Genomic DNA, 14790 nt, shown 5'->3' with positions numbered 1-14790 from the left:
CTCTTACCAAAAGGGCGGGGATTCACCTCATCCCCGCCGCGCTCCGGCCGCTCCCGGCCGTGACTGTTGTCAATTCAGATATTTCTTTACATACATTCCCGTATAGGACACCGGACACCGGGCCACTTCCTCCGGTGTTCCCTTGGCTATGACCGTTCCGCCCTTGTCCCCGCCCTCCGGACCAATGTCGATGATATAATCCGCTGTCTTGATTACATCCAGATTGTGCTCAATAACCACAACCGTATTGCCGCCCTCCGACAGCCTGTGAAGTATATCAATCAGCTTATGGACATCTGCGAAATGGAGTCCTGTGGTGGGCTCGTCCAGGATATAAATAGTCTTTCCCGTGCCTCTCTTGGACAGCTCCGTGGCCAGCTTGATTCTCTGGGCCTCGCCGCCGGACAGCTCCGTGGACGGCTGTCCCAGCCGGATGTACCCCAGTCCCACGTCATACAGGGTCTGTATCTTCCTGGTGACAGAGGGCACATTCTCAAAGAACTTAAGCGCTTCCTCCACGGTCATATTCAGCACATCGTAGATATTCTTTCCCTTGTACTTCACGTCCAGGGTCTCACGGTTATACCGTTTGCCGCCGCAGACCTCGCAGGGCACATATACATCCGGCAGGAAATGCATTTCAATCTTGATGATGCCGTCTCCGCCGCACGCTTCGCACCGTCCGCCCTTTACGTTGAAGCTGAACCTTCCCTTGCTATACCCCTTTGCCTTGGCGTCCGGGGTAGATGCGAACAAGTCCCTTATGAGGTCGAATACGCCTGTGTAGGTAGCCGGGTTGGACCTGGGAGTACGCCCGATGGGCGACTGGTCGATGTCGATAATCTTATCCAGCTGCTCCACGCCCTCGATGCACTTGTGCCTGCCCGGTATGGTTCTGGCTCTGTTTAACTTCCTTGCCAGGGATTTATAAACGATTTCGTTCACAAGGGAACTTTTTCCGGAACCAGATACACCGGTCACACACGTCATGATTCCCAGGGGAATGTCCACGTTGATGTTCTTTAAATTGTTCTCTGCAGCGCCCTTTACCGTAATCCAGCCCGTGGGCTTCCTTCTCTCGGCAGGCACCGGAATCTTCAGGCGCCCGCTTAAGTAAGCTCCGGTAATGGAATCCGGATTCTTCATGATTTCCTCGGCCGTTCCCATGGCAATGACCTTTCCGCCGTGCTCTCCCGCGCCGGGTCCGATGTCCACGATACAGTCCGCGGCCCGCATGGTGTCCTCGTCATGCTCCACCACCAATACGCTGTTGCCCAAATCCCGGAGATGGGTCAGCGTCTTAAGGAGCTTGTCATTATCCCGCTGATGGAGTCCGATGCTGGGCTCGTCCAGAATATAGGCCACGCCCACCAGGCCGGAGCCTATCTGGGTAGCCAGACGGATGCGCTGGGCCTCTCCGCCTGACAAGGTGCCCGTGGCACGCGACAGGGAAAGATAATCCAGTCCCACGTCAATGAGAAAGCATATCCTGGCTCTGATTTCCTTCAGAATAGAAGCGCCTATGGTCTCCTGCATGGGAGTCAGCTTCAGCCCGTCCATAAATTCCTTAAACCGTACAATGGACATGTTGGTAGCTTCATATATGTTCATTCCGCCCACCGTAACCGCAAGGGACTCCTTCTTAAGCCTCTGCCCCTTACAAACCGGGCAGGGGGTAATCCGCATATAGGTCTCATATTCCGCCTTGGACGTCTCGGAAAAAGTCTCCTTATACCGGCGGTTTACATTCTCAATCAGTCCCTCAAACGCCACGTCATAGACGCCTTCGCCTCTCTGGCTCTTGTAGCGGACCTTCACCTCCCGGCCTCCGGTTCCGTATAACAGCACGTCGTGGATTTCCTTGGGATAATCCTGGAAAGGCGTATCCAGCCTGAAATCATAGGCTTCAGACAGCGCCTCCAGGATTGCCCTTGTAAAGCTGCCCTTGTCCGCGCAGGACTGCCATCCCATAACCACGATTGCGCCCTGGTCTATGGACAGCGACTTATCGGGAATCATCAGGTCCTCATCAAATTCCATCTTATACCCCAGTCCAAAACACTCCGGACAGGCTCCGAAGGGATTGTTGAAGGAAAAGCTCCTGGGCTCCACCTCGTCAATGCTGACCGCGCAGTCAGGACAGGAAAAGCTCTGGCTGAAATTCACCGGCTCGCCGCCGCTCACATCCACCATCATCAGTCCGCCGCTCAGGGCCATGACCGTTTCTATGGAATCCGTAAGCCTTTTCTCAATGCCTTCCTTCACAATCAGACGGTCCACCACGATTTCAATGTTGTGCTTGATGTTCTTCTCCAGCCTGATTTCCTCTGAGAGCTCGTAGAGGCTGCCGTCAATGCGGACCCTCACATAGCCGCTTTTTCTGGCCTGGTCCAGCACCTTCACATGCTCGCCCTTGCGCCCTCTGACCACAGGGGCCAGCAGCTGGATTTTAGTCCGCTCAGGCATGGACATAATCTGGTCCACCATCTGGTCAATGGTCTGTTTGTGTATCTCCTTGCCGCATTTCGGACAGTGGGGTATACCGATTCTGGCATATAAAAGTCTCATGTAGTCGTAGATTTCCGTGACCGTTCCCACAGTGGAACGGGGATTCCGGTTGGTGGACTTCTGGTCAATGGAAATGGCCGGTGACAGCCCCTCTATGCTCTCCACATCCGGCTTCTCCATCTGTCCCAGGAACTGCCTGGCATAGGAAGACAGGGACTCCATATAACGCCTCTGCCCTTCTGCATAAATGGTGTCAAAAGCCAGGGATGATTTGCCTGAACCGGACAGTCCCGTAAGGACCACCAGCTCATTTCTTGGTATATCCACGGAAATATCCTTCAGATTATGCTCATTCGCCCCGCGGATTTTAATGTACTGCTTTGCCATGGAACATGCTCCTTGTCTTTTATCTTGATTGGTTTGAGTCCACGCCTGATATGATTGCGGAATGCAGCATGCGCAGTGCGCAGTAAACATGCGTGGTTTCTTTATACGATTCATCCCGCCGCCCTGGAAGGCCGTGAAATGTTTCTGGTAAAAGGTTCTTCCCGCATAGCGCTGATACACAGCGCTGACAGTTTCTAGTATAGCACATCACCTATGTATTTGCAAACATTTGTTCGATAAAATACTGGAAAATTACTGGAACCTCTTCCAGAAGACACCTGGCATGAACCCGCTCCGACATTTGGTGGGCATCCTTTCCAATGGATCCGAACAGGAGGGAGGGAACTTGCCCATGTAAAAAGGCCCTCCCGCGCCGGTTAGATATTCATATTCTATCCGGCCTGCGGGAGGGTCCTTTTTGTTTTTCACTTATCTGTTTGTTTACTCACACAATGTTTCTTTTGTATCTGCCTCTCAAATCCCTACCGTTCTTCCCTGAAATACGGAAGTCCCAGGCTCTGGGGCGGCTGGTATTCCCTCCTCTTTCTCAGGCTGGTTATAACCAGGACCACAATGGTGACCACATAGGGAAGGGCCTTGAATATCTCCTGAGCCCCCCTGTCCAGGCCCGGTATATACAGGTAAAGGATGTACAGGCCGCCAAACAGGATAGAACCCCAAATGGCATTGACCGGTTTCCACAGGGCGAAAATAACCAGGGCGATTGCCAGCCAGCCTCTGTCGCCAAATCCGTTGTTGGTCCAGGTACCGCCGGAGTATTCCATAACAAAGTATAACCCGCCCAGGCCGCTGATACCTCCGCCAAGGCAGGTGGCCAGGTACTTGTAAGCCGTTACATTGATGCCCGCGGCATCTGCTGTGGCCGGACTCTCGCCCACAGCCCTCAGGTTCAGTCCCCTCCTGGTTTTAGCCAGGAAAAACGCCAGAGCCAGAGCCAGGACAACTGCCAGATAGGTCAGAAATCCGTAGGAGAAGAAAATCTGTCCAATGACACCCAGTTTGGACAGTCCGGGAACGGGGGTCTTGTAGGCAGCGCCTGTCACTGCCACGGAAATCTGGCCCACGCCCCCTGCCAGCTTTGCCAGGGAACCGCCGAAAAAGTTGCCAAAGCCCACGCCAAAGGTGGTAAGGGCAAGGCCGGTCACGTTTTGATTGGCCCGCAGCGTAATGGTCAGCACACTATATACCAGTCCTCCCAGGGCAGCGCACACAAAGGCGCACACAAAGGAAATTAAGAGTCCCGCCAGACCGCTTGGATTTGCTGTCCCGTTCTCATACAGGAAGGCTCCGATCAGTCCGGCGATACCGCCCATATACATCATGCCGGGAATGCCCAGATTCAGGTTGCCGGATTTCTCCGTCATCATTTCTCCCAGGGCTCCGTAAAGGATGCCGATGCCCTGGCCGATAGCTTTCTGAATAAATATTACCAAAAAACCCATATTTTAGCCTCCTTATGACAATTTTGCCCCTGCTTCTTTCCGTTTGCTGCGGATTCCCACCTTGAAGTTGATGAAGAATTCACAGCCCAGGATGAAGAAGAGGATGATGCCTGTTATTACATCAGAGGCATTTTCATTCAGGTTAAACTGGGAGGCAATCTGCCCTGCTCCCTTCTGCATGAATACCAGGAAAAATGAGACCAGAACCATGGCAAACGCATTGAACTTGCTGAGCCATGATACGATGATGGCCGTAAATCCCCTGCCGCCAGCCGTGCTGGTGGAAATGGTATGGCTGGCGCCGCTGACAATGATGAAGCCCGCAATGCCGCAGATGGCGCCGGACAGGGCCATGGTGCGGATGATTACCTTCTTTACATTGATTCCCGCGTATCTGGCCGTGTTCTCGCTCTCTCCCACAACCGCGATCTCATATCCCTGCTTGCTGTACTTCAGATAAATAAAGATAGCCAGGGTCAGCGCCAGCACGATCACCAGATTCCAGCCGTATTCCAGACCGAAAAGTTTTGGAAGCCATCCTCCCTTTGTGGTGGAGTTGATAGTTCCCACGGAATTGGAACCCTTTGGATTCTCCCAGAAAATGATACAGTATGTGATGACCTGCATGGCCACATAGTTCATCATCAATGTAAACAGTGTCTCGTTGGTGTTCCAGTATGCCTTGAAAAATGCCGGGATAGCTGCCCACACCATGGCTGACAGGGCGCTTCCCAAAAGCATCAGGGGAAACAGCACCAGGGGAGGCAGCGAATTGCCAAGGTAAATCATCATGGCCGCGGATGTGACGCCGCCAATCAGTACCTGACCTTCTGCTCCGATGTTCCAGAACCGCATCTTGAATGCAGGCGTGATGCCGATTGCAATACAGAGCAGCACCAAAGTATCGCGAATGGTCATCCAGGTACGCCTTTTGGTACCCACTGCCCCATCAAAGATTCCTTTATAAACCTCCAGGGGATTAAGCCCTGTCAGGGCATAGATAACCCCTGCGCAGACCACCAGTGATAAGAGAACCGCTCCCAGCCGGACGGCCCAGGCCTTCCACATATCTATCTCATCCCTCTTGGATATATGCATCAGAGGTTCCTTGTTGGATACTGCCGTCGTCTCCTTACTCACTTAAGCCACCTCCTGTCCTGGTCATCATCAGCCCCACCTGTTCCTTGGTCGCTGTCCTTCCGTCCACAACACCGTTTACCTGTCCTGCGCACAGCACCAGAATACGGTCGCACAGCTCCAGGAGCACATCCAGATCCTCGCCTACGCAGATAACGGCCGCTCCCTGTTTCTTTTGCTCATTGAGAAGATGGTAGATGGTGTAGGATGAGTTGATATCCAGTCCGCGGACCGGATATGCCACCATAAGCACCTTGGGATTGGAAGAAATCTCCCTTCCCACCAGCACCTTCTGGACATTGCCCCCTGACAGCCTGCGCACCGGGGTGGTGACGCCGGGAGTCACGATTTCCAGTTCCTCTATGATCTGCTCCGCCAGGCTTTTTGGCGTCTTTCTGTCCGTAAAGACGGAACGTCCCCTGCGGTATCCCCTGAGCATCATATTGTCCGTCATGTCCATTGCGCCTACCAGCCCCATGCCCAGGCGGTCCTCCGGCACAAAGGAAAGCTTTACCCCCATCTTATTGATGGCTGAGGCGCTCATGCCGGACAGCTGCTTTTCGCCGCCCTCAGGCGGATAATAGGTGATGGTGCCGCCTGCCATTGGCTGGAGTCCCGCGATGGACTCCAAAAGCTCCCTCTGGCCGCTTCCCGCGATACCGGCAATCCCCAGTATCTCCCCACTGTAAGCAGTAAAAGAGGCGTGGTCCAGGGTCGTTACCCCCTCCTTGTCCACGCAGGTGACTCCTTCCACCATCAGGCGGCGCTCCTGATTCACGGGATCCGGGCGCTCGATGTTCAGGCTTACCTTCTTGCCCACCATCATCTCGGTCAGGGATTCCTCGGTGGCGTCCGCCGTGTATACCGTGCCGATATACTGGCCCTTGCGCAGTACAGACACCCGGTCCGACAGCGCCAGAACTTCGTGCAGCTTATGGGTGATAATGATAATGGAATGGCCTGCCTCACGCATGTTGCGCAGCACGGCAAACAGTTTGTCCGCTTCCTGGGGTGTCAGAACAGCCGTGGGCTCGTCCAGAATCAGGATATCCACTCCGCGGTACAGAAGCTTTACGATTTCCACGGTCTGCTTCTGGGATACGGACATGGTGTATATCTTCTGGTCCGGATCCAGCTCGAACCCGTATTTGGCTGTCAGCTCATTGATTTTGGCGGACACAGCCTTCATGTCCAGAATTTCCCTCCCGGACAGACCCAGGATAATATTCTCAGCCGCTGTCAGAACATCCACCAGCTTGAAATGCTGGTGAATCATGCCGATACCCAGAGCAAAGGAGTCCTTTGGCGAACGAATGGTAACCTCCTTTCCGTTTACGAATATCTGCCCCTCATCCGGGTAGTAGATACCGGAAATCATGTTCATCAGGGTGGTCTTTCCGCTTCCGTTTTCACCCAGGACGGACAGGATTTCCCCCCTTTTCACAGACAGGCATACCTTGTCGTTGGCAGTTACCTTGCCGAACCGTTTTGTGATGTTTTTCAGTTCAATTGCGTATTCTTCGCTCACCCGGCAAACCTCCGTTCTTTGTATTTGGTCGTATTGGCTCATTGCCCCGTGGAAAAAAGCGGAGCCAGATATGAATGGCTCCGCTTTTACAGCCTTTAATTTCCAGAGGGAAAGACACGCTCTGGCTATCTTAGTTGTCAATTGTGGTGATACCGTCAATCAGGATATCAAAGGAAGGTGCGGAACCGAACTCTGACTCATGGAAATATCCGTCGGAGATATACTCGATGTCGCTGCCGTCTTTCTTATATGTATCCAGTGTCTCGCCGCCAACGGTCCATGTGGAGGTATCAAATACATGAAGCTCGCCGGATGCCAGCTTGGCTTCCACCTCATCCACCTTCTCCTTTGTTCCTGGTGCCACGGCTGCCTCATTCAGCTCCGTAATCAGCACCGCGCCGTCAGAGAAGCCCCTGCACCAGTCAACCGGAATCTCGGTTCCGTCAATGACATGCTGTACAGCCTCAGTCACATATGCGCCCCAGTTATTGGAAGCAGATGTAAGAGCCTGGTTTGGTGCGGTTGCAATCATGGAAATGTTGTAGCCCACGCAGGGAACGCCTGCCGCTTCACATGCGGTAGGAGCACCGGTGGTATCTGCGTGCTGGCTGATCAGAACACATCCGTCGGAAATCAGGGCGTCTGCCGCTTCCTTCTCCAGGTCAAAGCTTGCCCAGCTGTTGGTGTACTTAACTTCCATGGCAGCGTCCGGGCAAACGGAACGCACACCTAAGAAAAAGGAGGTGTATCCGCTGATAACCTCAGCATATGGATAAGCTCCCACATATCCAATCTTGCAGGCATCCTGCTTCACGGTGCCATCCTCTATCATCTGGTTCAGTTTCAGTCCGGCCACAACACCGGATACGTAGCGTGCCTCGTAGATGGAAGTGAAATAGTTGTGCATGTTGCTCAGGCCGCTGGAAGCTGCCTGGAAGCCGGTTGCATGGCAGAACTGAACATCCGGATACTCCTTTGCCGCCTCAATCACATAGGACTCATGTCCAAAGCTGTTTGCAAATACAATCTGGCATCCCTGGTCCGCAAGGTCCATGGCCGCATCCTTTGCAGTCTCATCCTCAGGGATATTCCACTTAACGATAATCTGGTCATCGGACAGCCCCAGGGCTTCCTTCATCTCCATGGCGCCGTTGTAATGAGCGGCTGTATAACCCTCGTTCTCATCGCCTATGTAGACAAAACCGATCTTTAAATCTTCCTTGGCAATACCGCCTGTGGCCGGTGCTTCTGCGGTCTCTGTCTCCGCGCCTTCTGCTGCCGCAGTTGTCTCAGCCTCGGCTGCCGTGGTCGCGGCTGCCGCGGTGGTCTCTGCTGTGTTAGATCCGCCGCAGGCTGCCAGTGATACTGTCATCACACCTGCCATGGCTACGCTTGCTAACTTTTTTAATTTCATAATACTCTCCTCCATGAAGTGTAGTTTGCAGAACCCGATTAAAATACGTCAGGCACTGGCTGCTCCATTACACCTGACGTTCCACCGTTGTCCTACCCATTAAAAAGTAACACAAATACGAGTTAAGTATATCACTTTTTCTTCTATTGTCAATATTAACCAGGAATTTTGACCCATTTTTACACAATAAGACAGGATTGCTTTTATTTATCAGCAATCCCGCCTTTCATTCTTAAGCCATGCTTATAATTTAGCTGCCTTTCGCTGCATTTTCATAAAATACTTCACACATAACACCTGCGCCAATGCGGAACCCATCCGTAAAACACTGGGTTTTCTCAATAAAGGTAAGCTCCAGGTAATGTTCCATCAGAAGGTCAAATTCCTCCTTCATGTCCCGGTCCAGCTTGTCGGTAAACCGGTTGAAATCATCCATGGACTGCCTGGTCAGTGCATCGTATTCCGCATTGCCGCGTATGGTATTTTCCGCCGGGCATAAGTCTCCCCTGTACAACTGTTGCAAAATCTTTCCCATACCTTTTTCCTGCCTTTCTTCTGTCGTATTAGTTTCACAGAAAGGCGGGGGCCGTCACGCCGCATTCTCCATCCGCTCTCAACTCATTCTCTCATCAACCCATCATCTTCTCTCATCATCTATAAAGGATATACGCAGCGCGGGGCTATGGCTCCCCCACCTGTCTATATATCCAGAATAGCACAGCCCATGGTCAAATGCAACTAAACATATCCTATTCTCCCCGAACCTGCTCTTCTCCTGCGCGGTTAAAGATTTCCATGAATTCGTCTCCCGTGATGGTTTCCTTTTCCAGCAGATAGGCGGCTATCTCATGGAGCTTTCCTTCATTTTCCTTAAGGATGGAAAGCGCCTTTTGGTGCTGCTCCTTCACGATGGACACCACCTGTTCGTCTATGCGTTTTGCCGTGTCGGGAGCGCAAATCAGGGATGTGTCTCCTCCCAGATACTGGTTGTTCACGGTTTCCATGGCCACCATGTCAAACTCATCGGTCATGCCGAACCGGGTCACCATGGAACAGGCAATCTTGGTAGCCTGCTCAATGTCGTTGGACGCGCCTGTGGTAATGGAATGGAAAATCAGCTCCTCCGCCGCCCGGCCGCCCGTAAAGGTGGCAATCTTATCCAGCGCCTCCTCCCTGCTCATGAGGTAGCGCTCTCCCTGGTCCACCTGCATGGTATATCCCAATGCTCCCGATGTTCTGGGTATAATGGTAATCTTCTGAACCGGAGCGCTGTGGCTCTGGCAGGCAGCCACCAGCGCGTGGCCCACCTCGTGATACGCTACGATTCTGCGCTCCTTCTGTGAAATAACCGCATTTTTCTTCTGGTAGCCGGCAATGACCGTCTCCACGCTTTCCTCCAGATCGGCCTGTACCACGGCGCTGCGTCCCATGCGCACTGCCCTCAGGGCCGCCTCGTTTATGATATTGGCCAGCTCCGCGCCGCTGGCGCCTGCCGTGGCCCTGGCAATGGCATTGTAATCCACGTCATCCGACATCTTCACGCTTTTTCCATGAACCTTTAAGATAGCCTCGCGTCCCTTTAAGTCCGGCAGCTCCACCGGCACTCTGCGGTCAAACCGGCCGGGGCGCAGCAGGGCCTTGTCCAGGGACTCCGGACGGTTGGTGGCAGCCAGGATGACCACGCCCTTCTTACCGTCGAAACCATCCATCTCCGTCAGCAGCTGGTTCAGGGTCTGCTCACGCTCATCGTTTCCACTCATGCCTCCGCCGTCGCGCTTCTTACCGATGGTGTCAATCTCATCAATAAATACGATACACGGCGCTTTATCAGTGGCCTGCTTAAACAGATCCCTGACCTTGGCAGCGCCCATACCCACAAACATCTCCACGAATTCAGAACCGGATATGGAGAAGAAGGGGACATGGGCTTCTCCCGCCACAGCCCTTGCAAGGAGCGTCTTGCCGGTTCCGGGAGGACCCACCAGCAGTGCTCCCTTTGGAAGATTTGCTCCTATATCCGCATACTTCTGCGGATTGTGAAGGAAGTCCACGATTTCCTTTAAGGCATCCTTGGCCTCCTCTTCCCCCGCCACATCGGCAAAGGTGATTCCCGTCTCATTCTCTGCGTATATCTTTGCATTGGACTTTCCGAAGGTCATGGCATTGCTGCCGCCCATGCGCTTGGAAAGCATGCGCCCCATGATATTTCCAATGACCACAAACATAAGAATCGGCGCAACCCAGGACATCAGGAAGCTTAAGAGCGGGGAAGCCTTTGTCTGGATTTCTCCTGTAAAATTCTCCACATCCGCGTTTTGCAGCCGCTTAACCAGGTCATCCCCCGGAATCGGCCCTGTCTTATAACTGAGGTTCCACTGCTTCTGGTCCTTTTTCGTAAACTGAATCTGTGATTCCCCATTGCTGACATACACATCCTTCACATTTCCGGCATCCAGTTCCTTCAGGAACTCGCTGTACGGCACTTCCACGGAATGCTCCATCATGGGAAATACCAGGGCATTCAACACCATCACCACCAATATGACCAGGAAATAATAGTAAATGAACGGCTTTTTAGGCGTGCCGCTTTTTAAGCTTCTCTTTCCACTGTCTTCATTCACACCCATACCAGGTCTCCTTTTCTTAATCCATACTCATATGCGGGGATATGCGCAGCCTGATTGCATCTGCACTTGTTTCCCGCTGTTCACTATGTAAGATAATACCATCTGCAACTTTTGTCAATGGTTAATTATAAGTTTTTATTTACTTTTAATATTTATTGACTTTTTTCCTCAGGTATGATAAAACGGTTACAGAATATAGCGAGGAGGTAATCGGCATGAACCGTGAGCCAGCAGACAGCAGACATGTGGGGGAACATTTCATGGAATTTGCCATCGAATTCTTTAACCTGGCAAAGAACAGCTACCACCAGCAGAACCAGATACGGGCCAATTCCGCCGCTTTCCAGGTCCTGATGCAGTTAAACCAGCCGGGCAGGCAGGCGCCCACCATGTCGGAGATGGCCCTGCAGCTGGGCATTACCAAACAGCAGCTGACCAAGCTTATCAATGATCTGGAAGAAAAAAACCTGGTCCGCAGACAGCACGGCTCCATGAACCGGCGCCATGTATACCTGATGATTACGCCGGAAGGCTCATCCATCATGAAGCAGCTGAGGAAGGCCATGCTGGATTGCACCGTGTCCCGCCTTTCCTCGTACAATCAGGAGGAACTGGCGGAGCTGGACGACTGTCTGATGCGTTTAAACACCCTGTTGGAGAAATTCGCTGCCGCGGAGGATACATCCTGCGGGGATTTTCCTGAGTTGTAAAGAAATGAAAGCGGCTGGCGCTGGTACGCGGACGCATGTGGAAATCCGCGTCCGTGAGAGGCGGGAACGCAGGGCGGGCGGTAACCGTTTCCGCAGCGAAAAAACACAACATCCCCGCCAATGATATTGGGCAATTGGTGGGCTTTCGCCCGCTTAGATTATATCCTTTATAATTAATCCTAAACCAAAAGGCCGCATATCAAGATAATACCAAGATAATGCGGCCCTCTATGATAAATGGTATGCCATCAACCCCGGCATGCCATTTTTCTTCTGATTTGGATATAGACGATGCAGGCGCAATGATACGCAGCGGGTGAGTGAATTAGGACAGGGTTGTACCGCCCCAGCCCCATTCCACTCACGGACGGATACACCTCCGCGCCATGCATCCTTTACATCCCATCCCTCTTTACAACACCTTACTTAAGAAGGACTTCAAACGCTCATTTTTGGGGTTGGAAAAGAATTCCTCCGGCGCGGCTTCCTCCATGAAGTGTCCCTCGTCCATGAACATGACCCTGGTGGCCACCTCCCTGGCAAAGCCCATCTCGTGTGTCACCACCACCATGGTCATCTTTTCCCTGGCCAGGTCGCGCATTACGCTCAGTACCTCTCCTACCATCTCCGGGTCCAGGGCCGAGGTGGGCTCGTCAAACAGCATTACATCCGGCTTCATGCACAGAGCCCGGACAATGGCAATACGCTGTTTCTGGCCGCCCGAAAGCTGGCTGGGATAGGCGTGGGCCCTGTCTGCCAGTCCCACACGTTCCAGAAGCCCCATGGCCTCCTCCTCGGCTTCCTTTTGTCCCTTTCCCTGAAGCTTCATGGGAGCAATGGTCAGATTCTTCATGATATCCATGTGGGGAAAAAGATTAAACTGCTGGAATACCATCCCCATTTTCTGGCGGTGCTTGTCAATATCCGTCCTGGAGTCCGTAATATCGGTGCCCTCAAAGAAAATATGCCCGCTTGTGGGCTCCTCCAGCAGGTTCAGACATCTGAGGAAGGTGCTTTTGCCGGAACCGGAAGGCCCTACCACAAAGACCACATCTCCCTTGTGGATATCCACCGTGATTCCCTTTAAGACATCAATGGAGCCAAAGCTCTTTCCCAGTTCCTGCACCCGGATTAAGGGCTGTCCGTTAAACAATCCTGTATTACCGCTCATTCTGTCTCAGCCTCCTTTCCAGTATCTGTATCAGCTTTGTAAATATCATTACAATAATAAGATAAATAATGGCCACCGCAATCAGGGGCATAAAAGCACTGTACGTCCTGCTTCGGATGATGTCCCCTCCCTTGGTCAGATCCTGGATGGCAATGTAGCCGGATACCGAGGTTTCCTTTAACAGGGAGATAAACTCATTGCACAGGGTGGGAAGCACTGTCTTGAATGCCTGGGGCATGATGATGTACCACATGGTCTGGGCATAGTTGAAGCCCAGGCTGCGGCCTGCCTCCATCTGTCCCGGATCAATGGACATGATGCCGCTCCTGAATATCTCCGCCACATAGGCTCCTGAGTTGACTCCAAAGGCCAGAATAGCCACTATGACCTTGTCTACCCTGACGCTTCCGAATACCACGAAGTAGATGATTAACAGCTGCACCACCACAGGCGTGCCGCGGATTACGGTCAGGTACACTTTACAGATTGCATTGAGCACCTTAAGCTTATGGGTCTTCTCATAGGTGGAACGTATCATTCCCACCAGAAATCCCAGTACAATGCCCATAAGGCAGGCAAAAAAGGTAATAATCAACGTTGTCTTGAGGCCCTCGGTCAGATATTTCCACCGGTTGTCCGCCACAAAGTTCAGGTAAAACGCATCTGTAAATGTCTTCCACATGCTCATCATCCTCTGCTCTTTCTTTATGATTCACAGGGCAGGGCAGACGCCCTGTTTCCCTTTGTCATACAGTCAAAAACTGCCGCCCTGCAGGAACGGGGATGCGCTGCGGCATTGCACCTCCCTTTCTGCAGCCTGCGGCAGTTTTATACCGGCTGTCTTCCTGTATACGCCGGTACCATCTTGTCTGTCTTAAGTCGGCTATTCCATACCCTGTACGATTACTCAGCCTTGATATACTTAGCTACGATTTCGTCCAGTGTCCCGTTGTCCTTCAGTGTCTTAAGGGCGCCGTTGATTTTCTCCAGCAGTTCTGTGTTGCCCTTCTTTACAGCAATGGCATACTCTTCATCGGTAAAGGACTCATCCAGAATCTTCAGTCCTTGTGTCTCAGCAACAAAGGTCTTGGCGGGCTCTCCGTCGATTACAACCGCGTCAATCTTGCCCTGGCTCAGTGCCTGAACAGCCTCGAAGCCCTTATTGTAACGCTCTACCGTGGTTCCGTCAGCTTCTAAGTCAGATACATAGATATCGCCTGTGGTTCCCAGCTGTACGCCTACGATTACACCCTTTAAGTCATCAGGAGAGGCAATCTCGCTGTCCTCTGTAACGATGATTTTCTGGGATGCCTTGGCATAGGTATTGGAAAAATCCACGGACTGCATACGGTCCTCCGTAACAGTCATGCCGGCCAAACCCATATCAGCCTTACCGGATACAATCTCAGGAATTATAGAATCAAAAGCAATGTCCTCAATCTCCAGCTCCATGCCCAGCTCATCGGCAATGGCCTTTGCGATTTCCGCATCAATACCTACGACGGCATCTCCGTCATGATACTCGTAAGGAGGGAACTCTGCGTTGGTCGCCATGATAAGCCTGCCGCCTGCCGCATCCTTAGCAGCCCCAGTCTCAGCTGCCTCTGCGCTGGTCTCATCCTTACTCTCGGCTGCCGTGGTATCCTCTGCCTTCTCCTCTGCTGTTGCGGCTGCTGCTGTATCGGCTGCCGTTGTCTCTTTTGCACTGCCTCCGCAGGCAGTCAGGGAAGCCGCCATCAGTGCTGCCATGGTGATCGCTAAAACCTTCTTCTTCATAATAATATTCTCCTCTTTTCTTTTATGCATCAAATTGCATAACTATAAATATATTCAACATTTTATATT

The 14790-nt window shown here is 52.4% G+C and carries 11 protein-coding genes; 1 reads left to right on the top strand and 10 read right to left on the bottom strand.

All coding sequences use genetic code 11. The features are described from left to right. Window positions 1-69: 69 nt before the first annotated feature. From uvrA to ftsH, 7 genes are all read right to left on the bottom strand, one after another. Window positions 70-2895: an excinuclease ABC subunit UvrA gene (gene uvrA, locus LA360_RS24640; protein WP_002596050.1), complete on the bottom strand. Its 2826-nt coding sequence runs from the start codon at window positions 2893-2895 to the stop codon at window positions 70-72. A gap of 482 nt (window positions 2896-3377) precedes the next feature. Continuing rightward, window positions 3378-4358, bottom strand: a complete 981-nt coding sequence (locus tag LA360_RS24635; RefSeq protein ID WP_002588262.1) for an ABC transporter permease — start codon at window positions 4356-4358, stop codon at window positions 3378-3380. A 12-nt stretch (window positions 4359-4370) separates the two neighbouring features. After that, window positions 4371-5498, bottom strand: coding sequence for an ABC transporter permease (locus LA360_RS24630; RefSeq protein ID WP_002588261.1), 1128 nt, complete (start codon window positions 5496-5498; stop codon window positions 4371-4373). Then, window positions 5491-7023: an ABC transporter ATP-binding protein gene (locus LA360_RS24625; RefSeq protein WP_112481832.1), complete on the bottom strand. Its 1533-nt coding sequence runs from the start codon at window positions 7021-7023 to the stop codon at window positions 5491-5493. The genes LA360_RS24630 and LA360_RS24625 overlap by 8 nt, the downstream gene beginning before the upstream one ends. A gap of 130 nt (window positions 7024-7153) precedes the next feature. Beyond that, window positions 7154-8437, bottom strand: a complete 1284-nt coding sequence (locus LA360_RS24620; protein ID WP_002588259.1) for a BMP family ABC transporter substrate-binding protein — start codon at window positions 8435-8437, stop codon at window positions 7154-7156. Between the two features lie 250 nt (window positions 8438-8687). Further along, the gene (locus LA360_RS24615; RefSeq protein WP_002588258.1) at window positions 8688-8972 is read right to left on the bottom strand and encodes a DUF6809 family protein; all 285 of its coding nucleotides are present in this window, start codon (window positions 8970-8972) and stop codon (window positions 8688-8690) included. Between the two features lie 214 nt (window positions 8973-9186). Further along, on the bottom strand, window positions 9187-11064 hold the full coding sequence (ftsH, locus tag LA360_RS24610; RefSeq protein ID WP_112481830.1) for an ATP-dependent zinc metalloprotease FtsH: 1878 nt from the start codon (window positions 11062-11064) through the stop codon (window positions 9187-9189). A 215-nt stretch (window positions 11065-11279) separates the two neighbouring features. On the opposite strand from ftsH, the gene LA360_RS24605 reads away from it, so the two are divergent. Then, the gene (locus LA360_RS24605) at window positions 11280-11774 is read left to right on the top strand and encodes a MarR family winged helix-turn-helix transcriptional regulator (protein ID WP_112481828.1); all 495 of its coding nucleotides are present in this window, start codon (window positions 11280-11282) and stop codon (window positions 11772-11774) included. Window positions 11775-12186: 412 nt separating this feature from the next. Here the strand turns inward: LA360_RS24605 and LA360_RS24600 are convergent, their stop codons facing one another. The 3 genes from LA360_RS24600 to LA360_RS24590 all read right to left on the bottom strand — a co-directional run bounded on the left by LA360_RS24600 (window position 12187) and on the right by LA360_RS24590 (window position 14721). Continuing rightward, entirely contained in the window at window positions 12187-12945 is a 759-nt protein-coding gene (locus LA360_RS24600; RefSeq protein WP_057572391.1) for an amino acid ABC transporter ATP-binding protein, read from the bottom strand. After that, complete coding sequence (locus LA360_RS24595) at window positions 12935-13627, bottom strand: amino acid ABC transporter permease (protein WP_002588254.1); 693 nt, start codon at window positions 13625-13627, stop codon at window positions 12935-12937. Before LA360_RS24595 ends, LA360_RS24600 begins: the two co-directional genes overlap by 11 nt. Window positions 13628-13848: 221 nt before the next feature. Next, on the bottom strand, window positions 13849-14721 hold the full coding sequence (locus tag LA360_RS24590; RefSeq protein ID WP_057572390.1) for a basic amino acid ABC transporter substrate-binding protein: 873 nt from the start codon (window positions 14719-14721) through the stop codon (window positions 13849-13851). Window positions 14722-14790 lie beyond the last annotated feature (69 nt).

The organism is Enterocloster clostridioformis, from assembly GCF_020297485.1.
In the GTDB taxonomy this organism is placed as follows: domain Bacteria; phylum Bacillota; class Clostridia; order Lachnospirales; family Lachnospiraceae; genus Enterocloster; species Enterocloster clostridioformis.
Note: the sequence above shows the minus strand (reverse complement) of the source record. Positions and strands in the feature narration are given on the sequence as shown.

Coding starts and splice junctions, on each gene's coding strand:
- uvrA (WP_002596050.1), bottom strand. CDS start 2,895: ATGGCAAAGCAGTACATTAAAATCCGCGGGGCGAATGAGCATAATCTG.
- LA360_RS24635 (WP_002588262.1), bottom strand. CDS start 4,358: ATGGGTTTTTTGGTAATATTTATTCAGAAAGCTATCGGCCAGGGCATC.
- LA360_RS24620 (WP_002588259.1), bottom strand. CDS start 8,437: ATGAAATTAAAAAAGTTAGCAAGCGTAGCCATGGCAGGTGTGATGACA.
- LA360_RS24615 (WP_002588258.1), bottom strand. CDS start 8,972: ATGGGAAAGATTTTGCAACAGTTGTACAGGGGAGACTTATGCCCGGCG.
- ftsH (WP_112481830.1), bottom strand. CDS start 11,064: ATGGGTGTGAATGAAGACAGTGGAAAGAGAAGCTTAAAAAGCGGCACG.
- LA360_RS24605 (WP_112481828.1), top strand. CDS start 11,280: ATGAACCGTGAGCCAGCAGACAGCAGACATGTGGGGGAACATTTCATG.
- LA360_RS24600 (WP_057572391.1), bottom strand. CDS start 12,945: ATGAGCGGTAATACAGGATTGTTTAACGGACAGCCCTTAATCCGGGTG.
- LA360_RS24595 (WP_002588254.1), bottom strand. CDS start 13,627: ATGTGGAAGACATTTACAGATGCGTTTTACCTGAACTTTGTGGCGGAC.
- LA360_RS24590 (WP_057572390.1), bottom strand. CDS start 14,721: ATGAAGAAGAAGGTTTTAGCGATCACCATGGCAGCACTGATGGCGGCT.